The organism is Staphylococcus schleiferi, from assembly GCF_025558325.1.
Taxonomy (GTDB): Bacteria; Bacillota; Bacilli; order Staphylococcales; family Staphylococcaceae; genus Staphylococcus; species Staphylococcus schleiferi.
In genome coordinates this window covers 472,182-494,796 of the sequence record NZ_CP094712.1, presented here as the reverse complement: position 1 = coordinate 494,796, position 22,615 = coordinate 472,182, and the positions used below count along the sequence as shown (strand labels likewise).

At 36.9% G+C, this 22,615-nt stretch carries 19 protein-coding genes; 7 read left to right on the top strand and 12 right to left on the bottom strand.

The window, feature by feature from the left end; translation table 11 throughout:
* Positions 1–4 precede the first annotated feature (4 nt).
* Complete coding sequence (locus MUA40_RS02050; RefSeq protein WP_016426153.1) at positions 5–1,390, top strand: alanine/glycine:cation symporter family protein; 1,386 nt, start codon at positions 5–7, stop codon at positions 1,388–1,390.
* Positions 1,391–1,616: 226 nt separating this feature from the next.
* The gene (locus MUA40_RS02045) at positions 1,617–2,045 is read left to right on the top strand and encodes a pyridoxamine 5'-phosphate oxidase family protein (RefSeq protein ID WP_016426152.1); all 429 of its coding nucleotides are present in this window, start codon (positions 1,617–1,619) and stop codon (positions 2,043–2,045) included.
* 226 nt (positions 2,046–2,271) lie between these two features.
* Here MUA40_RS02045 and MUA40_RS02040 read toward each other — a convergent pair whose 3' ends face one another.
* Both MUA40_RS02040 and MUA40_RS02035 read right to left on the bottom strand, forming a co-directional pair.
* Positions 2,272–4,050, bottom strand: a complete 1,779-nt coding sequence (locus tag MUA40_RS02040; protein WP_016426151.1) for an ABC transporter ATP-binding protein — start codon at positions 4,048–4,050, stop codon at positions 2,272–2,274.
* Complete coding sequence (locus MUA40_RS02035) at positions 4,047–5,825, bottom strand: ABC transporter ATP-binding protein (protein WP_016426150.1); 1,779 nt, start codon at positions 5,823–5,825, stop codon at positions 4,047–4,049. Before MUA40_RS02035 ends, MUA40_RS02040 begins: the two co-directional genes overlap by 4 nt.
* Before the next feature lie 980 nt (positions 5,826–6,805).
* Here MUA40_RS02035 and MUA40_RS02030 point away from each other — a divergent pair.
* Positions 6,806–7,234: a 6-pyruvoyl trahydropterin synthase family protein gene (locus tag MUA40_RS02030; protein ID WP_165545247.1), complete on the top strand. Its 429-nt coding sequence runs from the start codon at positions 6,806–6,808 to the stop codon at positions 7,232–7,234.
* Between the two features lie 104 nt (positions 7,235–7,338).
* Here the strand turns inward: MUA40_RS02030 and MUA40_RS02025 are convergent, their stop codons facing one another.
* From MUA40_RS02025 to MUA40_RS01985, 9 genes are all read right to left on the bottom strand, one after another.
* Entirely contained in the window at positions 7,339–8,052 is a 714-nt protein-coding gene (locus tag MUA40_RS02025) for an HAD family hydrolase (protein WP_016426148.1), read from the bottom strand.
* A 145-nt stretch (positions 8,053–8,197) separates the two neighbouring features.
* The gene (trpA, locus tag MUA40_RS02020; RefSeq protein ID WP_167732839.1) at positions 8,198–8,929 is read right to left on the bottom strand and encodes a tryptophan synthase subunit alpha; all 732 of its coding nucleotides are present in this window, start codon (positions 8,927–8,929) and stop codon (positions 8,198–8,200) included.
* Positions 8,930–8,931: 2 nt separating this feature from the next.
* A complete protein-coding gene (trpB, locus tag MUA40_RS02015) occupies positions 8,932–10,137 on the bottom strand; it encodes a tryptophan synthase subunit beta (RefSeq protein ID WP_016426146.1) in 1,206 nt (401 codons plus the stop codon).
* Complete coding sequence (locus MUA40_RS02010) at positions 10,134–10,763, bottom strand: phosphoribosylanthranilate isomerase (protein WP_016426145.1); 630 nt, start codon at positions 10,761–10,763, stop codon at positions 10,134–10,136. The genes trpB and MUA40_RS02010 overlap by 4 nt, the downstream gene beginning before the upstream one ends.
* 1 nt (position 10,764) lies before the next feature.
* Positions 10,765–11,544 carry an indole-3-glycerol phosphate synthase TrpC gene (gene trpC / locus MUA40_RS02005; RefSeq protein WP_016426144.1) on the bottom strand — a complete coding sequence of 260 codons (780 nt, stop codon included), beginning with the start codon at positions 11,542–11,544 and terminating at the stop codon, positions 10,765–10,767.
* Positions 11,541–12,545: an anthranilate phosphoribosyltransferase gene (gene trpD, locus MUA40_RS02000; protein WP_016426143.1), complete on the bottom strand. Its 1,005-nt coding sequence runs from the start codon at positions 12,543–12,545 to the stop codon at positions 11,541–11,543. Before trpD ends, trpC begins: the two co-directional genes overlap by 4 nt.
* The gene (locus tag MUA40_RS01995) at positions 12,529–13,113 is read right to left on the bottom strand and encodes an anthranilate synthase component II (protein ID WP_016426142.1); all 585 of its coding nucleotides are present in this window, start codon (positions 13,111–13,113) and stop codon (positions 12,529–12,531) included. The genes trpD and MUA40_RS01995 overlap by 17 nt, the downstream gene beginning before the upstream one ends.
* Positions 13,110–14,513 carry an anthranilate synthase component I gene (locus MUA40_RS01990; protein ID WP_167732837.1) on the bottom strand — a complete coding sequence of 468 codons (1,404 nt, stop codon included), beginning with the start codon at positions 14,511–14,513 and terminating at the stop codon, positions 13,110–13,112. Before MUA40_RS01990 ends, MUA40_RS01995 begins: the two co-directional genes overlap by 4 nt.
* Before the next feature lie 567 nt (positions 14,514–15,080).
* Positions 15,081–16,724, bottom strand: coding sequence for an alpha-keto acid decarboxylase family protein (locus MUA40_RS01985; protein WP_262569787.1), 1,644 nt, complete (start codon positions 16,722–16,724; stop codon positions 15,081–15,083).
* Positions 16,725–17,186: 462 nt separating this feature from the next.
* On the opposite strand from MUA40_RS01985, the gene MUA40_RS12110 reads away from it, so the two are divergent.
* On the top strand, positions 17,187–17,408 hold the full coding sequence (locus MUA40_RS12110; RefSeq protein WP_420833315.1) for a rolling circle replication-associated protein: 222 nt from the start codon (positions 17,187–17,189) through the stop codon (positions 17,406–17,408).
* Between the two features lie 489 nt (positions 17,409–17,897).
* Here MUA40_RS12110 and MUA40_RS01980 read toward each other — a convergent pair whose 3' ends face one another.
* The gene (locus tag MUA40_RS01980; RefSeq protein WP_262569785.1) at positions 17,898–18,074 is read right to left on the bottom strand and encodes a hypothetical protein; all 177 of its coding nucleotides are present in this window, start codon (positions 18,072–18,074) and stop codon (positions 17,898–17,900) included.
* A gap of 1,081 nt (positions 18,075–19,155) precedes the next feature.
* Between MUA40_RS01980 and MUA40_RS01975 the strand changes: the two genes are divergently transcribed.
* From MUA40_RS01975 to MUA40_RS01965, 3 genes are all read left to right on the top strand, one after another.
* Positions 19,156–20,142: a YeiH family protein gene (locus tag MUA40_RS01975; protein ID WP_016426135.1), complete on the top strand. Its 987-nt coding sequence runs from the start codon at positions 19,156–19,158 to the stop codon at positions 20,140–20,142.
* 779 nt (positions 20,143–20,921) lie between these two features.
* On the top strand, positions 20,922–22,055 hold the full coding sequence (locus MUA40_RS01970; protein WP_016426134.1) for a sugar diacid recognition domain-containing protein: 1,134 nt from the start codon (positions 20,922–20,924) through the stop codon (positions 22,053–22,055).
* 157 nt (positions 22,056–22,212) lie between these two features.
* The gene (locus tag MUA40_RS01965; protein WP_037559440.1) at positions 22,213–22,608 is read left to right on the top strand and encodes a hypothetical protein; all 396 of its coding nucleotides are present in this window, start codon (positions 22,213–22,215) and stop codon (positions 22,606–22,608) included.
* The last annotated feature ends 7 nt before the right edge of the window (positions 22,609–22,615 follow it).

Here is a 22,615-nt window from a genome sequence, read left to right as displayed (position 1 = left end):
AATTTTGATTGATATTCTACAAAAACTCAATGCAATATTGTGGGGTGCACCGAGTTTAATTTTATTAACAGGGACGGGATTATTTTTAACCATCTTACTAAAAGGGATGCAATTCACAAAATTATTGCATGCATTTAAACTGGCATTCGTTCCAAATGAAAGTGACAAAGACAGCGAAGGCGATATTAGTAACTTTAAAGCTTTAATGACATCACTAGCTGGAATGATTGGGAATGGGAATATCGCCGGTGTAGCAACTGCTGTCACTTTAGGGGGTCCCGGCGCCGTATTTTGGATGTGGGTCGTAGGCTTGCTTGGCATGACAACGAAATATGCGGAAGCTTTACTCGCAATGAAATACCGCGTTCAAAATGATAAAGGGGAATTTTCAAGTGGTCCGATGTATTACATAGAAAAAGGTCTCGGTCACCGCTTTAAATTTTTAGCGGTCGCTTTCGCTATATTCGGTGCTTTTGCTGCGCTGGGTATTGGTAATAGTGTGCAATCAAATACGATTGCCGATGTCATGAAAAATAGCTTTAATGTGAGTGGTTTTGTGACTGGCATCGTTTTAGTGATATTAATCTCATTGATTATTTTTGGTGGTTTAAAACGCATTAGTAATGTGGCAGGCTTTTTTGTTCCAATGATGGCCATTTTTTATATTGGTGCTGCCATCATCATTTTAATCATTAATTACGATCAAATTATGCCATCGTTTGGTTTAATTTTTCAATATGCCTTTACACCCGTTTCCGCTGCAGGTGGCTTTTCAGGTATTTTAGTTATGCAAGCCGTTCAAAATGGGGTTTCTAAAGGGATTTTCTCCAACGAAGCAGGTTTGGGTACGGTCGCTTTAATTTCAGGAAATGCTAAAGCTGAAAAACCAGCCATTCAAGCGTTAGTCGCAATGACAGGAACTTTTATCGTAACGATTGTCGTTTGTACAATGACTGCACTCGTTCTTCTCGTTACAGGATTTTGGGATCCAACAGGTGGCATACTTTCTGGTGTGCATCATGATGCAAGTTTAGAAGCAGGTGCGCTTACAAGTAAAGCTTTTGGCACAAGTTTGGGTGCGATGGGTGAATATGTTGTATCTCTATCGGTCATCTTCTTCGGCTTTTCAACGATTATTGCTTGGTTCGTCTATGGAGCAAAATGTTTTGAATATCTGTTCGGCGTAAAATTTGTCATGTTCTATGGCATCATCTATGTCATCGCAACATTCATCGGTACAGTAGCCAACTTAAGAACGGTTTGGATGTTTGCAGATACAGCGAATGCTTTAATGATGATTCCAAACTTAATTGGTATTTTATTCTTATACAAAGTGATTAAAGAAGAAACAGATCTTTACTTTAAACCATCTGTACGTCAATATTCATAAAATAAAACAAGAAGCTGTGACAGAATTCTAAAATAATTAGCGCTCCGATGATTTTTAATAGAAAATCGTCTGAGCGCTATCTTTTTATGATAAAACATTGTATTGTATGACTTCGCTGTTCGAGGGTACAGCCTCATCCAGTAATCTTTGACTCGTACTGCCCCCTTTCCATGCTTTCGTTTGATTCTACTTTAGGAGGGTATGGATACATTGAGGTGAAAAATCAATGAAACAAAAAGTTATTGATCAAATGAAACAAGTGTTTGAAAAGTCTCGTATCGGTGTTCTTTCTACTGCAATTAACAATGAGCCTAATAGTCGTTATATGATTTTTTATAATGACGACTTAGATTTATATACAAAAACAAGCCGTTCTTCTCAAAAAATTGAAGAATTAAAACAAAATCCAAAAGCACACGTATTACTTGGTTATGAAGAAGGTTCTGGTCATCCTTATGTCGAAATCGATGGTACAATTGATATTATTACGAATTCAAAAGAAATAGACTGGTTATGGCAAGAACAGGATAAAACATTTTTTGATTCAAAAAATGATCCGGATTTAGTTGTTATCCGTGTCATCCCATCACATATCAAGCTGCTCAACAGTGAAGATTTAGATACACCTTTCGAAATTGACGTCAGTGCCCTTTAATTCATTCGTTCAGATTTATTAAGCGCGCACTGAGGAAGCTGTCAGTTTTTGAATCATTAACTTATTCGGGAGCGGTCGAGGAAATGCTTTCAATTTCCAACTGCCGCCATTATTATGTTTTTGCTTATATCAAATGGCTAGTCCTTATATATAGCCGTATTCCACACAAAAAGGCAGTATACAGAACTACATGACATCACATGCTTCTGTATACTGCCTCTGTACATTACGCGCCGTTAAGCTGTAATTGATACATTTTGTAATAAATGCCTTCTTGCGCAATTAAGGATTCATGCGTTCCTCTTTCTACAATTTTCCCTTTATTCAACACTAAAATTTGATCGGCATCTTGAATCGTCGATAAACGGTGCGCGATTGCAATCGTTGTTCGTCCAGTCCGCATACGATTGAGTGACTGTTGAATCGCTTCTTCCGTTTCTGAGTCAATATTTGCCGTTGCTTCATCAAGAATAAGCACTTTAGGTTGAATCGCCATCGTTCTTGCGAAAGCAATTAATTGACGTTGACCACTTGAGAAAGCACTCCCCTTCTCAATTACTTCGTGCGCATAGCCATTTTTCAACTGACGAATAAATTCATCTGCATGGACAAATTGGGCTGCTGCTTCTATTTCTTCTTGGGTCATCGTCGGATGATATAGCTTAATATTAGAAGCGACCGTTCCATAAAACATAAATGGATCTTGCAACACAAGTCCGATATTTCGCTTTAATTGTGCCGGTGGAAAATCTTTAATCGATTGCCCGTCAATTAAAATTTCACCACGGTTAAATTCATAAAAGCGCATAAATAAATTAATGATAGAGCTTTTACCGGAACCCGTATGACCTACTAAAGCTACTGTTTGGCCGGGTTCCACTGTGAATGAAATATTTTTAAGTACATCATGTTGGCCATCATAACTAAATGAAACATCTTTAAATTCAATTTTTCCGTCTTTAATTTCACCTTCACTTTGCGCATTTTGTAACGGCGCTAAAGTGGGGTCGTCCATCATTTTGAAAACACGACTAGCTGAAACTATGGCTTGTTGGAAAATATTTAAATTTTGACTCACTTGGTTGACAGGTTCAAAGAAGCGTTGCATATATTGAATAAATGCATACACCACCCCTGCTGTGACAGTGGTTGAAAAACTTAAAATACCAAAATACGCCAATATCACAACGATTGCAAATGTTGATAACATCGTAATCGCAGGTCGTAATAATAGACCGTCTAAACGTATTGTTTTAATTGAATATTGATAATGTGATGTATTAATGGCTTCGAATTCATTTCGTAAACGTCGCTCTTGATTAAACACTTGGATGATTTTCATACCTTCTATAGATTCACCTAGTTTGGCATTCAAATCAGACAAGCGCTGACGTGTTTCATAGAAATAAATGGAGGCATATTTCCGATATATTGCGAGCACAACAATTACAATCGGGATAAACAACATTGCGAAAAACGCCATTCGAATATCTAAAACAAACATCATGACAAAACTTGCGATAATCATGAAAAATGCAATTAAAAAGGAAGATAGCACGCCTGTAAACATTTCGACGATTGCCTCAGTATCATTTGTTAAACGCGAAACAATACTCCCACTCGGCGTTTCATCAAAAAACTTCATTCCTAATTGACTGATATTATGAAAAGCATCAATACGCAGTTGTTGGATGACTTTAAATGCGAGATATTGTAAGTAATAAATACTTAAATACGTAGTGACTGCCCCTATTAATTCAACTGCAACAAAAACGACTAACAAAATCGTAATTTCATTTCTCGGGAAATGTTGCGGTGTTAAATATTGGTCAATAAACATTTTGACAAGATAAGGGACTGACATACTTGCCATCGTTGAAAAAGTGAGCATTGCTAAAGTTAGAAAAATTAACTTTTTAAATGGAAATGTATAACGAATAAGTCGCATTAAAGTTTGTGTTTGTTCTTTCGTCGTCAATTGAGATTTAACGTCTTGTTGCATCATTTTCGCTCACCTCCATCAACTTCACTTTCTAAATCGTGGGTAAGACGACTTTGCATCGCTTGTGAACGGTACGTCTCCGCATACCAACCCTCATTTGCCATGAGTTGTTCATGTGTCCCCCGCTCAATGATAGTGCCATGTCGCATTACAATAATCATATCTGCATGCATGACCGCACTCATCCGATGCGCCGTAATAATATTTGTTTTACCTTGACGTTCTTGTTTCAAATTGTTCAGGATGGCTGTTTCAGTTTCTGCATCTACAGCGGATAGGGCATCATCTAAAATTAAAATTTGTGGATCCGTCATTAACGCCCGTGCAATGGAAATCCGTTGCTTTTGTCCGCCTGATAATGAAACGCCTCGCTCTCCGACAACGGTGTTATAACCTTCAGGCAAACTTAAGATGTCTTGATGAATATGACTCATTGAACTAGCATGAAAGATTGTTTCATCTGCAACATCCGGTTGACTAAATGCGATGTTCCCGCGAATTGTTGATGAAAATAGAAAATGTTCTTGTGGTACATAGCCGAACTGCCCTCTAAGTTTGTTAATTTCATAATCACGGATAGGTCGTCCACCATACTGAATATCTTCAGGGTGTTTCGTATCAAATTCACGAAGTAAAAGACGTATTAATAAACTTTTACCGGAGCCCGTATGTCCAACAATCCCTAACGTCATCCCTTGTTTAATTTGGAAATGAACATCTTTTAAATCAGGTTCTGTTTCGCCTTCAAATTGAAATGTATCAATATTGAAATCAATATCACCTTCAGGAACTGCCGATGTTTGAGATGTTGTCACAATATCACTTTGTACACTTTCTATTTTGCGTATCCGGTCATAAGATGCCGACCCTCTTTGAACGATATTAAAGAAAAATCCAAGCGCTAATAACGGCCAAACGAGCATACCTAAATAAGTCGTAAAGGTAATGAGTTGACCAATCGTGATGGCATCATGAATCACCATCAATGCCCCAAAAACCACACTTAAAAGGTAGCTTGCACCAATGACCAATTCAATTGTAGGATCGAAAAGTGCATCAATTTTGGATACAACTAAGTTTTTAGCTACGACACGGTCACTCAATTGTCGAAAATCCGTTTCATCTGCTTGTTCATAACCAAAAGATTTTGTCACTTTGACCCCTGCAATACTTTCTTGCGTTTTATCATTTAATTGACTAAAAGCCCCTTGCGCTTCTTTAAAACCCTTATGCAACAAGTGGCCGTAATAACTCGTCAATATAACCAACAATGGCAAAGGTATCATCATAATGAGTGTCAGTTTGGGACTAATCGTCACACACATCATTATTAATGTGATGCCACCCGTAATGACTGCTTCAGATATCGTAAACACACCGATACCCGCAGTATTTTGCACCGCTCGAATATCATTTGTCGCATGCGCCATTAAATCACCCGTACGGTAATTTTGATAAAACGATGGACTCATACGTGTATATTTTTCATAAAGTTGATTTCTCAAAATTCTTCCTAGTTTTGCACTTGCGCCAAAAAATCGCGTACGCAAAAAATAACGTAACGCATAAACTGCTAAACCGACAATAAAGATAATCACAAGATACATTGTTAAATTTTGAGGTGTCAACGTGTGTTGTGCGATATGGTCTATCACAAAACCTATAATTTGCGGTGGAATCAAGCTACATAAAGCTGTAATGACTAAAGCAATCAGAGCACTTATATAGCGCCATTTTTCTTGCTTGAAAAACCACCCGAGTTGCTTAAAAACTTTCATGTTGCCACCTACTCTTTCTAAGCACAGACTGTACTTTCATATTGGTTTGTATTAAGAACAATAGCATCGACACGCTTTTACTGTATTCTATTCAAACCATGCACCCATCATCGTTAAAACAACATCAAATCCATTTTACGAAACACTCACGTCTCTTCTATTCCCTATTCTGGGGGCGCGTGAGCAAGGGCTACATAGACATAGATACCAGTGTCGCTTATATCATCTGGATCGCTACTATTCTATTGTTTGGCTAGAATCATTTCATAGATTAAGAAACCTCTATCCTAATCCATAACGTGAATGGTTAAAGCGATGGTTATGCGCTTTTGCGCTATTATTGACACAAACGCTCGACGCAATTCGCTTTAAACCTTATCTACATCCTACATGTTTTCGCCCCTTTCTAAAGCTATGCTATGTGCTGAGATAAGCCCTTTACGCGTTGCACAAATAAATTAGACACTCTTTATTTATCTATGCTTTGATACTTTAATGAAAACTTCTACATTTACCAGCGGTATCATATCCACTCAATTTTTCTAACTTCCACCTTTTTACTAAGCCCTCTTATTATAGCACGCTGTCTTTTTACACTTTCCATTTTCTGCTCATCCTTCATCCTGCTTCCCCCTTCGACTACGTTTAAATGTCAAAATATTTCGATAACATTTTAAACCATTTTATCATACTTTATCTCGCCCAACATGACGATCTTGTATTTATTGCTTTAATTTTTAGGAAATACAATCTGCACTGCCTATGAGTAGCTATCTATAGGCTAGAATTTAAGGTGGGAGTTAATGCGATATTTACCATTGAGACTCATAAAAGTGATTGCGCCATTTAAAACGAATGATAAACAAAGCGAGATAAGCCGGGTGAAAAAATGGATGACATAGCAGCAAAACGGAGAGGGCTACACAACTTTATTGTTCATATGTTAAGCTAATAAAAAAGAGAGGAAATGAGGTAACAACATGACAAAATTCGATCATGTACGTCCACCGCAACATTTTGCACGCCATCACAAAACGCTCATTGTTATTAAGCATTATGCGTTCACGTGTGATAATCGTGTTTATTTTTCTGATACACGCTATGTAGATTTAGAACAACATACGTATCAACTAGAGGTTGAACTATGGTCAAAAACAGATGACCAAGGGATGGCTGTGGACTTTAAAGAAATCGATGCTGTCTATAACCATTATTTAGCGCCTAAACTTGAAGGACAGTTGATTAACGATACTTTACCTGAAATGAACACCACTGTAGAAAATATTGCCCATTGGATTTGGCAACAATTCCATGCGCACCTACCAGAAGGCGTCTCATTGAATACAATCACATTATTTGAAACACCTGATCAAGGCACAAAATTAACACGTAATATTATGGCACAATAAATAGACTGAATCTTGCCGTTATCTATAAAGCATTGAAATGCAACAACACCCCCATCTTCTCATCATTTTGAAAAGATAGGGGTGTTGACGTTCCGCATCGTTAGTTATTGTTTTGTTTCGAACAATGCTTTAATGGTTTGGAATAACTCTTCTTCGGTCATCACAATATGGTCAGGGTGGTATTGCTGATGCGTCATAGGCCGGTTTCGACGATTAAACCAAATACTATGCCAACCTGCATCAATGGCACCGATGACATCATTGTCAAAATGGTCTCCGATATAATAAATTTCATGTGGGGCAACCTCTAACTGCTGCTCGACAACTTTAAAAAGGTCTCGTTCTGGTTTCGATAGACCGAAATCTGCAGAAATAAATTGATGTGATTCAGGAATAAAAGCATCTAACTTTAATGCTGCTATTTTACGACGTTGACGATTAGATTCACCATTTGTCAAAATACCTAATTCAACTTGTTGAGACGTTAAAAAGTTGAGTATTTGTGTCATCGTCTCTGATAAGTTGATATGTTGTTGTGCAGCTTCATAATCCTGTTGGAACGCAATAGCCATGCGCTCTGGTAAATCAATATCAAAATCTTGCACTGCTTGTGTAATGCGTGCAATATGCATAGCCTTCAGTGACAATTCACCAGTTTGTGTCGCTTCAAATAATGCATCACTATAAACTCTAAAGTGGCGATACAATGTTTCTGCACCAATATCACTATCCGCAAAATGACGATGATATGCAAATTCAAAAGCTTCCAATTGATTGTAAAGCGTGTCATCTAAATCAAATAATATGACCTTCATCATCCAATACACCCCCTATATTCGTCGCAATTCAATCCGTTTATCTTTGAGATTATTATATAATTTCCACATCGGCATGAACAGTTTTTCAAACCGTTTAATCGTTTTATTTGTTCATTAAAATGATCAAATAATAGGACTATGTTTCTTACGACTCAAGAGCCACTTTAATTGTTTTTAAATACGCTTTTGTCGCGTCGATTCCCTCTTCTTTAAAGCGTCTTACAATTTCACTACCGATAATGACACCATCTGCCACTTCTATAATTTCACGCACGTGTTCGGGTGTTCGGATTCCAAAACCAGCAAACACAGGAACTTTACTCTGTGCTTTAACATCCAAAATATTGTTTTTGAGTTCAGGATGAAAATGACCATTTTGCCCTGTCACTTTATTCATTGTAATCGTATAGATAAAGCCTTCCGCAGACGCTGCGATACGTTTACGTCGTGAAGCTGCAGCTGTCATCGCAATTAAGGAAATGATTTGCAACTGACGCTCTGGATGACGTGCTTTTAGTTGTTGCACATATTCAAAAGGTAAATCTGGAATAATCAGACCTTTCACACCTGCTGCTTCGGCATCTTTTATAAATGCCGCTTCACCATACGTTTCGATAGTGTGATAATAGGTCATTAAAATGGTGCGTGTCTTTAATTCATGCTGTACCGCCTTTAATTGGTTTAAAATTTTCTGTGCGGTCATACCAGCTTGAATAGCAGCTTGTCCTGCCTCCATAATGACAGGCCCATCAGCGACAGGATCAGAAAATGGAATCCCTATTTCAACATAATCAGCACCTATTTCATCTAAAGCTTTAAGTTCGTCAATAAACTGAGGCCCCCCCATGATATAAGCGACAAATTGCTTCGTAGTCATGATTAACGCTCCCTTTCTTCAAGATAATTTTTAATTGTTTCCATATCTTTGTCGCCTCGACCTGAAATTGTAACCACAAGGATTTCATCTTTATCCATTTTAGGCGCAAGTTTCTCTACATAGCTCAATGCATGTGCACTTTCAATTGCTGGAATAATTCCTTCCGCTTGTGTGAAACGAACTAATGCGTCCATAGCTTCCTTATCATCTGCCGTCACATAGTCAACACGACCGATATCGTGATAATAACTGTGCTCAGGTCCAACACCAGGATAATCTAACCCAGCTGAGATTGAGTGCGCTAATTTAATTTGATGCTGTTCATCTTGAATAAGATACATTTTAGTACCATGCAGCACGCCTTTACTTCCTTTATTGATGGCTAGCGCATGACGGTCGGTATGCACGCCTTCTCCAGCTGCTTCCACACCGTACAGCTTAACCGCTTCATCATTGACGAAAGGATAGAAAGTCCCTATCGCATTAGAACCGCCACCCACACAAGCTACAATCGCATCAGGTAATCGTTGTTCTTTTTCATCAAGTTGCGCTTTAATTTCATCACCAATCACACGTTGAAAATCACGTACCATTGTCGGAAATGGATCTGGACCAAGCGCTGAACCCAATAGATAATGTGTGTCCTCAACATGCGCCACCCAATATTGTAATGCTTTGTTGACAGCATCCGATAACGTTCCTTGCCCATCTGTCACAGGCACCACTTTAGCCCCTAATAATTCCATACGAAATACATTTAACTGTTGTCGACGGATATCTTCTTTTCCCATAAAAACAACCAGTTCCATATCAAATAATGCCGCAACGGTTGCACTGGCCACACCATGCTGTCCTGCGCCTGTCTCAGCAACTAATTTCTTTTTGCCCATTCTTTTCGCTAGAAGGGCTTGTCCAAGTGCGTTATTAATTTTATGTGCACCCGTATGATTTAAATCTTCGCGCTTAAGATAAATTTTAGCGCCGCCAAGTTGTTCAGTATAAGATGCCGCAAAAGTTAATGGAGATTCACGTCCTACATAATGTTTTAAATAGTCATGATACATGGCTTGAAATGCGTCATCTTGTTTCGCCTCTAAGTAGGCTTTCTTGAGTTCATCTATCGCTGGCATCAATGTTTCTGGTACATACTTGCCACCATATTCTCCAAAGAATCCATTTTCATCTACTTCTAATTGAATATGTTTCATCTTATTGCTCCTTTCACAATTGCACACATCTGTTTCATTTTGATTGGGTCTTTAATGCCTTTATCTATTTCGATACCACTCGCAATATCGATTCCGTCAATGTGTGTATGCGTTTTTAATAATTGCGCTACATTTTGTGTATTTAATCCCCCAGCAATCAGGTACTTTGCTTCGGGTAAGTCATTTAAATATGACCAATCAAACACTTCCCCTGTCCCACCAAACTGTTGTGAGGGCGTATCAATCAAAAACTTGTCAACAGCGTCACGATACAACATCATATGAGAACGCAACATGTCGTCAGCAGGAAGTGCTTTGAACACTTGTATCTGTGGATAGCGTTTTTTAAATGTACGTAATGTCTCTACAGATTCATCACCGTGAAATTGGAGGGTGTTAATATTCGTCTGTTCAACGATATTTTGTAAAGTTTGCATTGAAGCATTTACAGCCACAGCCACGCGATCAATGTCATCGGGCACTTGCTTTGAAAGTCTGTGCAATGTTTCTAAATTAACGTACCGTGCACTTTTAGGATAAGTAATAAAACCGATTGCAGATACATCACATTGAATCGCAGCTTCAATATCTTGTCGTCTCGTAAAACCACAATATTTTAAATACATATTAGACACCCTTTGTTAATTTAAAAGCTTGAATTTGTTTTTGAGGTGCTTTTGCTTTCATTAATGATTCTCCTACTAAAATGCCTGCAATACCTGTGGAAATCAGTTGAGCGACATCTGCAGGAGTCTTAATACCGCTTTCCGAAATATAATGCACACCCGCTTGCTTACGCGTAAGTATTTGAGAGGTGTGTGCAACGTCAGTCTTAAAGCGGCGCAAATCTCTGTTGTTAATCCCTATCAGTTGTGGATTGAGATGATGTGCACGCTCAAGCTCTTCACGGTCGTGTACTTCAACTAATACTTCTAAGCCTAATTCAGTCGCGTAATGGTATAATTGTTGGAGTTGTGCATCTGTTAAAACATGGACAATTAATAAAATAATCGAGGCCCCTGCTTTATGCGCAAGGTCTATTTGGCGTTCGTCGACAATAAAATCTTTACAAAGTACGGGTAAGTTTGTTTGCTGTGTTAACTCTATCAACCTTTCGTAACTGCCTCCAAAGTACCTTTCATCTGTTAAAACAGAAATGGCCGAAGCTCCTCCTTCCGTATAAAGTTGCAGTTGTTCAGTTAAATCACGCTCAGGAATGTCTGACACTGTTGGACTTTTTGACTTAATTTCTGCAATGACACCTATTTTCGAATCCTCCGCAAGCAGTTGCGCAAGGCGTGGCTTGTGCGCCACATTAATGGCATCTATCTGAGCCAATTTCTGTTCATAATAGCCCTCTGCTAATAATGCTTTTTTATATGTGATGATTTCGTCTAAGATACTCATACGATGACACCTCTCGCTAGTTCATATTGGTGATAAGCTGCACCTGAATCAATACATTCAGCCGCATAGATAATGCCGTCTTGAATAGATGCTGTTTTTTCAGCAGTATAGAAAGCAATCCCCGCATTCAATAACACCACATCTCTCCGACAAGAGCGATCTTTTCCCTTTAAAATATCTAAACTAATTTGCTTATTTTGTTCAGGTGTGCCTCCTTTTAAAGCGTCATCAGGCGCGTATCGCAATCCGTAATCCATGGCATTAACGGTATAAACGTCAATCCCTGTATGTTGGTTCATTTCTACAATTTGATTCTCTCCAGATAACGTCGCCTCATCCATGCCATTTGCACCATGCATCACAATCGCTCTCTTACGTCCTAATTTTTGAAGCACCTCTGCAATTTTCACCATTCTTGATGGATCAAAGACCCCCATTGCTTGATAATCTAAGGCATAAGGATTAATGATAGGGCCGATCAAATTCAGAATCGTCGGCCGACCTAATTTTTTACGTACAGGTTGCATATTTTTCATTAATGGATATGCTTCTGTCGCATTGACAAATGCTAAACGGGATGTCGCCAATTGTTGTGAAACTTGCTGAACTGGCGTTGTTGGGATTCCCATTGCCTGTAAAATATCCATGCCACCCGACTGCGAAGTCACGCTTTTATTTCCATGTTTGACAACATGAATGCCGCCACTTGCAGCAACAAATGAAACGGTCGTAGAAATATTAAAACTATTCGATCCGTCTCCCCCTGTGCCACAGACACACATACTTCCTGCATATTGTGGTTGTTCTTCATACATGGTTTGAATCAAACGCGCACATAATGCATACAACTCGTCAGTTGTTTCACCTTTCATCGTATATGCGACGAGCAATCCTACTTTATCTTCTATCGGAGTTGTTTCAGAGATTAAAGTATTGACGAATAATGCCATATCATCTGCATTTAACGTTTCAAAATTCATTATTTTATTGAGCAATGTCATGTGACTTCACACCTTTCTTTGCGATGGATATAAAATTCTCAACAACCTTCGCCACATCTTGACTTGCAAAAGACTCTGGATGATATTGAAGACCAAAGTGTGGCCGACTTCGGTGTTCAAATGATTGAATGCTATCTCGCGTACGTCCTGTAATTAATAACGAAGCGGGTAATGTGGTTTCTTCACAAATCAGTGAATGGTAGCGCATAATGTCAGAATGTTCTGAAATCCCATTGTATAAAGCGCTCGGTGCATCAAAAGATAACTGATCAATTTTACCGTGCATAACTTTCTGTGCAACGTTCACTTCCCCACCGTAATAACAGTAGAGGGCTTGAGCCCCAAGGCAAATCCCTAAAATAGGTACATGTTCGAACGATTGAATAATCCGATGCAAATCATCGCTATCGTTTGGATGACCCGGTCCGGGCGAGATGACGACTGCATCTGGGTTCAAATCAAAGAGTGATGCATCATCTGGATAAAGAACGCGCACATCATCAAATGGACGTAACATATCCACTAGGTTGTAAGTGAAGGAATCATAATTATCGATGACTAATATCATAGTGTGACCTCCAATAAACTTTTCGCTTTGAGTTTCGTTTCTTCTAATTCTTTCTCCGGCACAGAGTCATAGACAACCCCACAACCCGCTTCGACATGGACCTCGTTATCATCAATGACCATCGTTCGAATGGCTAGGGCTAAATCCAACGTATGATCACAATTGATATAACCTACACCCCCGCTGTAAACGCCTCTTTTATACGGGTGATTCTCATAAATACGTTGAATCGCACGTAATTTCGGCGCACCCGAAACTGTTCCTGTAGGTAAAAGACTCGCAATAATATCAAGAGGAGAACGCTTGGCATCAATTTCACCTATGACCTCTGTCACAATATGCATAACATGTTCATAGCGTTCTATCGTCATTAACTTCGGTATCTCTAATGAGTTAGGTTGAGCGATTCGCAAAATATCATTACGCCCCAAATCAACTAACATGCGATGCTCGCTTAATTCTTTTTCATCTTCCAACAACATTTGCGCATGTTTAAAATCTTCTTCCTCTGTCGCACCTCTTTTAATTGTGCCTGCGATTGGGTTGGTCATGACTTTGCCCTCTTTTACTTTAACGAAGCTTTCTGGCGAACTCCCGATTAAAATCGGTCCTCCCATATTTACGTAAAACAGATAAGGACTTGGATTTTTACGCTTTAATTTTTGATAAAGCCGATACGTTAATGGATGCAAATGATGACCAAAGCCGTGTGCATATTTGTAAACTCGAGAAGGAACGACTTGAAACATATCCCCTTCTTGAATTAATTTTTTAAACTGCATAATTTGATTGATAAAAGTCGCTTCGTCAATATTGGTTTCAATTTTCCGTTGTGGCAAGTTGTATGCTATTTCCTCTTCAAACAGTTGAATGTGATTAAATACATCAATCATCGCATCCAAACGTTGTGCCATCTCTTGCTCTGAAGCACCTGAGAAAAGATTCGTCACAATCGCATAAATCTGCTCTTTATAATGATCAAAGACATAGACCGATTCAATCATGTAAAAATGGACGTCTTCTGTTTCTCCTTGAACTGGATATTGTTGAAGTATGGGAAATGCATGTCGCACTAAATCAAAACTGCAGTAACCCATGAACCCTGAAATAAAAGGAAGTTGTTGTAATGCTTCATACGTAATATCTGATTGATGCGCGCCTACAAATGCCTTTAGTTTTTCAAACGGCGCGTCTGTGTCGTATTTTGAATATTGAGGCGTCGAAATATTTAAACCCGCTTCAGTCAATGTCACTTCACCATACGCATCAAACGCAACAACTGAATAACGTCCTTTGGTTTGAGATGTTGTGGCACTTTCTAATACAATTTTTTGTTGTCTATGTCGTGCTAGTGTTTCTGGATTAATGGGTGCATCTAAAATGCGATATAGGATCTTCATTGTTCTCCCCCTCAATTTTTAAAATAAAAAAACGCGTGTGTCTCCTTAAAAAAGGACGCTCACACGCGGTACCACCTTTGTTAACAGATATACTTCCGTTCACTCAAAATTTTATAAAATTGGCTGCTTCCAGTAAAACCCAATTCATTTGAAGTCGGTATAGACTCTCATCAACCGTCTATTTTCTGATGCTACCGATGATTCAAACTACTTCATCTTACCTCACTATTTATCTATATCTCACTAAAAAATAAAAAAAACACCACGGTTTCCCATCCTCTATAAGGACGCGTTACCGTGGTGCCACCTTAGTTAATATGACTACTGTGCCATATTCGCTTTTAAAATCAAGATTCAATTATTACGTTAATGCGTGATTGCCCAATTCATTTTTAACGCCGTGCTAACTTTCATCAACCGTTAGCTTTCTGCATGCTACAAACGATAAAAACTACTTTCAATCTAACGTATATTAAGTTAAGGCTTACTATAACACCATTCAGAATCTCATGTCAACAACTGACTTTGAAAATCATCAGAATATAGAGAATTTAGTAATGGTTTTGCCTATTTATTTTGATTTGCAAAGGCTTTTGAAATGATGTTCAGTTTTTCTGGTGCGTCCATCACATCCATGTGGACCTCTACAAAATGCATTGTATTTGGATTTTGTTCAATCGCATCCATTGTTTCTTTTAAGGCTTTTGTTGATTTCACATCATAAGTTGGAATATCTTGGCCTCCGAATACAGCTGGTAACATTTTGTAATCCCACATTTGAATATCATTATAATGTGCTTTTTCACCATGAATTTTTCTTTCAACAGTGTAACCATCGTTATTGATGACAAAAATAACTGGATTCATTTTTTCTCGGATCATTGTTGAAATTTCTTGTACTGTTAATTGTAAAGAGCCATCACCAATAAGTAAGATGTTACGACGTTCTGGTGCAGCTAATGTTGTTCCTAAAGTAGATGGCAATGTGTAACCAATTGAACCCCATAAAGGTTGACCAATAAATGTTGTTGAATCTTCAATACCCAGACTATATGAACCAAAGAATGACGTACCTTGTTCAGCTAAAACAACATCACCTTTTTTAAGAAAACCTTGCATTAATTTAAAGTAATTTTCTTGTGTTAACGGTTCATCATTTAAGTCTACATTTTCAGCTTTTGGCCATACAAATTGAGGGAACTGACCTTCATAGTGATAATCGATTTGTCCAAGTGCTTCCACAATTTCAGGAAGTGCTGGTGAAGTCGATTCAAATGCTCCTATACGAACTTGACGATGATTTAAAATCATCACAACGTCATCTTTAAATTCTTGAGAAAAACCTGCAGTAGCTGAGTCTGTTAATTTTGCCCCTAAAGTAATGACGACATCGCTACCATTTACATAATCACGAATCGCTTCATCTGCAATATTGCCATCAAAAATACCCATATATTGTGGGCTTTCTTCATTAAAAGCACCTTTCCCAAGTGATAACTGTGCAACGGGTATGTTTAAACGTTCAGCTAATTGTTGAACTTGATCTTGTAAACCAAAGCTATTGATTTGATGTCCTACAATTAAAGTCGGTTGTTTCGCATTTTGAAGTGTGTCAGTTACTTTTTCAATGATACTTGATAAGTCCTCTGACGCTTTTACTTCAGGATATTCAATTTGATCTGGCACTTCAATTTCTTTCATCGCTGTATCGATAGGTAAATGAACATGTACAGGGCGTTTTTCTTCTATTGCGACTTGGATGATTCGAGGTACCTCTGTTAAAGCGTTATCTGTTGTTAAATACGTTTGTGCTTCTGTGATATGTGCAAACATTTTACGATATGAATCAAAGATACCTGTTCCTAATGAATGGTGGACATATTTTTTAGCTTTCTCAACGACTGTTGTAGGGCCACCTGTAATGGCAATCACCGGCACATTCTCAGCGTAAGATCCTGCAATACCATTTGTTGCACTTAATTCTCCTACTCCAAATGTGGTTACCATGGCTGCTAAGCCGTTGATACGTGCATAGCCATCTGCTGCATAACTCGCGTTTAATTCATTTGTATTCCCTACCCATTGTAAGGTTTCATGTGATTCAATGTCGTCTAAAAAGGCAAGGTTAAAATCTCCAGGCACACCAAAGATTTTATCAACACCGTGTTTTGCAATTTCGTCAAATAAAAATTGTCCTACTCTTTTTTTCATTTTCATCCCGTCCTTGATTGATATTTTTTTTACAATTAGAATTCTACACGTCACTTTTAAATAAGTCAATGATATTGACCTAATAGCACTAAATCTTCTATTGAAATAATATAAACGCCGTTCTGCACTTAACATGCGGGCAACTTAACAGACACATTAGCGACTGTACTAATGATTACAAATATAAGTTAAAAGCTTATAACGACGGGCGTTTAACTGTCATAAAATATAAAAATAAGCGTCAAAAATCCATTGTTTCTATCCACCAAAAAAAACGGATTAGATTCCTCCCCTTATTTGAGTGGGGAAGACGTTTAGATAATCAAAAAAGATATATGTTTAAAGGGAAAACAAAGATTAAAGATTTGGTTTTAAATAATCATTTTGATATGTTTTGGACTCTTACTTTTGATCCGAAAAAAATGTGTTGAATCGGTTGAAGATGAGTATCGTTTTGTTGAAATGCGGAAATGGTTAAATAAGATGCGCAAAAGACATTCTAGAAAAAGTGATAAGCCGTTTATGTATATAGCTATACCAGAAAGGCATAAGAGTGGTTTAGTACATTGGCACATGGTAACAGACAATTTGGAGCCTAATTTAATTGATTCAGGTAAAACACATAAAAACAAAAGATTTATAATTGTATTGATTGGGGACATGGTTTTTCGAATGTGCATATGATGCGTTCTAAATCAAAAATCAGTAGTTATGTAACGAAATATATTACGAAAGATTTATTAAATACCCCCGCACGAAAAAACAAACGTAAATATTGGAGTAGTAATAATTTAACATTACCAACTATATATGGTGTTTCTAATGATTCTATAATGGATTTCATGCGTGATGAGCAAGATAAAGTGATAGAGCCTAATTACAGCACAGATGTGTGTGATATTTGGGTGCTTAGAGTATGATAATATGCTTTGCGACCGTGAAAACGCAAAGGGTGGAACCCGTTAAGCGTTTGGGCAGCGCGCATGAACGCAAAGCGACGCGATAGTGTTGGACTGAGATGCTATTATATTTTCATTTGTGTTGTTATACTAAAAATCATTTGTATTTTACTTTCACATATTTTGCATGTGTTTTTTGAGTTACAAAGTTTACAGTATTAATTTTTGTCTCGGCTTGATAATATATTCTTTGCTTTTTCGTTAATGTTATATCTTAGTAACCTGCTAATCTACTATATCGTTTTGAATTTGCTTTTATTGTTGTTACACCATAAGTTCTACCAAATCCTAAAGTGAGATTAATACCTTTATATTGGGCACCTGTACTAAATTTTAAAGATCTTCCTGCATGTGTTGTGTATTTTGAGGCTTTTGTCCAATTAGGAGTCATATTAGAATATCCCGAAAATCTCATATTGTATCTTGTTGAAGATATAGTTTTTACTTTTTGTGATAAATCAACGGCTCTTGATTATATATTGTTGTTTTGGTTATTTAAGTACATTTTTTTATCTTCTTCGCTTTCAAAGCAGATTTTGTCTCCATTTTCTTCAGTAATTGAAATATCATTTGTTATTATATCTTCTTCATAAGTAGATAACTAAGAATTATCTTGTGTTTCTGCGTTGGCAACTGACTGTGTTTTTAGTAAATTAAAACTAATTAAACAAGTGAATAAAATGCATATTATCAATTTGTTTTTCATTTTTTGTTCTCCTGTATCTTTTTATTTTTAGTTTTTTGTAGTTATAACTCAAATAGGGAGGGTTTTTATGAAGTTTTTTAATTTTTTATTTGTTTTTGTTGTGGCTTTTCTTTTAGCTGATTTGGGGATTATATATTGTTTGTATACATGGAATTTAAATTTGTGGGTTTTTGTGATTCCGTTGTTCCTTTTGATATTTTCCCTGATTTATTTAAAAGAATATAATCATCAGAAGCAAGATGAAAATAAACAGTAGCGTTACCTTTATGCCGAAAAAATTTTTGTGCTTGGAATAGAGCTATATGTTATTACAGCTTGTCTGTAAAAGTTGGTGGGGTTGAATTGGGATTAAACCAAGTTAACACCAACTAAAAAACATATAGCTCAAAGGTTCCAAGTCAAAAGGAAATTGGAATAAATAATAAAAGAGCGTGTACTAGTCTGATTAGACTGTACACGCTCTTAGTGCTATATTATAGCTAAATTAAATAAAAATTGAAAAGGAGTTTTTTTGTCTTGAGTAACAAAATTAAGTTTGTTGAAGATGATGAAAAAATATGGAGGAGTTGCAAAAATTTTTGATGGGTGGGTTGCCCGTTTCTTACTTGATTCAAAGTAATTGATTGCGCACTTTAGTACATCATCGTGTTCAAATTGTTTCCAATTCATAATAATTGCGCTAAAAATAGTCACGTATTTATCACCCATTGATTGTGTTTTCGTGCATTAATGTATGACTTAACAATTTGAGAAAGGAAGGTCCATTGTGTCTAAAATTAAAGGTCTCATGCTTACATTGAGTATTGCGATAGTTGCCACATTGCTCGGTCATTTCTTTCCTATTATAGGAAGTGCTATTTTCGCAATGCTTATTGGTATGGTGCTAAATAACTGTATTCAATTGCCGCAAACGTTAAAACCAGGGATTCAATTCAGCAGTAAAAAAATATTACATTACAGCATTATCGCCCTCGGTTTCACACTTAGCTTTCAGTCGATTGGTTCCATTGGACTTAAATCTTTGCCAATCCTTATCGTGACACTACTCGTCGCGCTCGTCGTTGTTACAGTATGTGTTAAACTATTAAAAATTGATACCCACACCGGTATACTCATAGGCGTCGGTACATCTATTTGTGGGGGTTCTGCAATCGCAGCAACAAGTCCAATCATTAAAGCCAAAGATGAGGTCATTGCTTTTAGTTTATCAACCGTGTTTCTATTCAATTTAGTTGCAGTGATTATTTTTCCACCAATCGGTCATTTTTTACATATGAGTCAAGAAGCTTTTGGTTTTTTCAGTGGGACAGCGATCAACGATACGTCTAGTGTTGTCGCTGCGAGTGCCCTTTACGGATCAAAAGCGCTTGAGGTTGCAACGATTGTTAAACTAACACGAACACTCTTTATTATTCCTATTACGATTATTCTTGCCCTATGGGTTACACAACGGCAAGAAGCTCAAAAACAAGGGGAGCGTCCTACCATTATTCGTGCGGTTCCAGGATTTATTATTTGGTTTATTGTAGCCTCACTCATCAGTACGCTGTTTAACTTTTCACATGATGTCATTCAAATTTTTAAAATGATTGCGCTCTTTCTTATCACTGTCGCTTTAGCGGGTGTCGGATTATCTGTGAAATTCAGTCAATTTAAAAAAGCAGGGCTAAGACCTATTTTGCTTGGCCTATTAACTTGGGCTGCTTTAATTGTGACAAGCCTTATTGTGTTGAGCCTATTCGGAATGCTATAAAAATGAACAAGCAAGGGGAACAGAAATCAATTAGATTTGTTTTTTTCAGTCTGCTCTTTGCTTGTTTTTTCATGTTTTCATTTCTTATTCGGTTTTTCTGTTAACTCTTGTAAAGATGAAGATTGAATCACCATTTGTCAGTTTCAATCCACAGTACAAAACCTTGTACAAATGTAAAATCAATAGTATTTATAAATTCAAAAAAATATTCAATATAATTTGCATATGAAGATAAATGTGCTTTATGATATAAGAATAGGTAAAATGTACAATCAAGGAAACTTATTCACATTCAAATATGGACTCATACTTTTATGTTTTGGATATTAATCTAAGTTTTAAATTATTTAACAATTTTAACGAAATTATGTTTTAAGCATAGACGTAACGGAAATGTAATAATATGAAACACGTACGAAACATTGTTTTAAATAAAAATCTTTATAAATAGAATCAAGTTGTTTTCTAGTGTGTCACTACAACAAATGCTATGATAGTTTCATTGATGGGTTTTGATTGTTGATGAAAACAATTTGTTTCAAACAATGGTATATCGATTCATATATTGAAAATGACTAAGGGATTCTGAAAAAAATTTTTAAACCAGAGCGGATACGTTAAATCGTGTTATTCTCTTCCCTATCAAAAGATTTAGAGCATAGTCATGCTTAAAAAATACACATCGTTGACATAAAGTCTGCTGTATTTTTATCTCTTTTATAAAGGAGGATGCTTTCACATCCTACTGGCGAAATACATAACAATAGGAGCTGGAATTAATGATTAAACAACATTGGGCTCAAAAAGTCGTAAAAAAAGCATCATCAATTATTAAGTCAGATGTACTGATCCTGAATAGAAGCGGTTACGTCATCGCAACATCAAATTCAGATAAAATAGGCGTTTTTTACCCTGCTGCCCGCCATTCTATACAACGAAATCTCCCTATCGATATTGAAAAAGAGGATATGAAATTTTGGAAGGTTAAACAGACTGGTGTCATTATTCCGATTACACATAGTGGGAAAACGTACGGCGCACTTTTTGTAGTAGGAGAGCCAGATGAAATTAGAATTTATTCACATTTATTAAAATTAAATGCAGAGTTCATCGTCGAACAAGAATTCGAACGTTCCACGCGCTTTGAAGAAACATTATCTCGAACACAGATGCTTGCACATATATTATTTAATCCACAGCGACAAATCCAAGCCTATAACCGTAAAAATGTCATTGAAAAGTTAGGCTTAAATGAAGACTTTACTGTCGCACTCATCTCGATTAATAGTACAAGTAAAACGAAAATCATGACATTGCGCCGCGCTTTAGAAGACTGGAAATTACCAGGCGATGACATTATTGAAATTTCTCCTTCTGAATATGTATTCATACTCAAATCCAATGACAATCGTGGTCAAACACAATCTGAAATCAGAGCCTCCATTGAGAGTGAGATGAAAGATGACATCTTTTCCCGCACATTAATTACACTTGGCTCCATTACTAACGGATTACAAGGACTCATACAATCTTATAATGAGGCGACAGCCCTTAAAGTGCTGATGCACGATTTAAAAATTCAAGAAGGCTTGCATACGTATAAAAGCCATGAACTGGCGACAATTTGTAATAACATTAAAAAATTCACGCCGTCGAATGAAATGTCACTTGTGTCTAACTACAAAAAATTGTTAGATTTTGGAGAAGATAAATATCTCAATGAAACGATTGAGGCCTACTTTAGAAATCACGGTAAACTCGTCAAAACGGCAAATGACTTATTTATTCACCGCAATACGCTGAACTATCGCATTAAAAAAATCCATGAAATTACAGGATGGGACCCCAATACGATAGACGGGATTGTATTATTACGAATCGCACAAATCTTATATGAAAGTGCACAATGCTAATTCAAATGATAAAAAAATAAATCATGAGGTCGAATCCAATTTCCGAATAGGGCTTCGACCTCATGATTTTTTTATGTCATTTACGGTATTCAAAGTGCCTGCAGACTATGCATGTCGTCATTTATTAGATATAATGCGGGTGTTAGGAGCGATTTTAATGAATAAAATTAAGCAATGGATTAATTCTTTTTTTGAAAAGGTCGGCCCAAAGGTGATGAAAATTATTTTTGTCACAGTTTTTATCCTTGCGATTCTTTTTATAGGTATGGCAACCGTTATACCTGAACTAAATCATAAAACTTATCAAGGGGTCGTCGTTGAAAAATATAAAGAAAATCATGGTCTAACGACTGGAACAAGTCGTTTTATCGTTTTAAAACATGGTAAAGAGACGATAAAAATTCAAAATGATGATATATTGTTGCATGGTAAATTTAATAGCCAAAGCATTCAAGAAGATATTGTAGAAGGTAAAAAAGCTGAAATTAAAACGATAGGCTTTAATTTCCCTCGAATTGGTTTTTATCCTAATCTATACCAAATCAAGCAATAAAAAATAA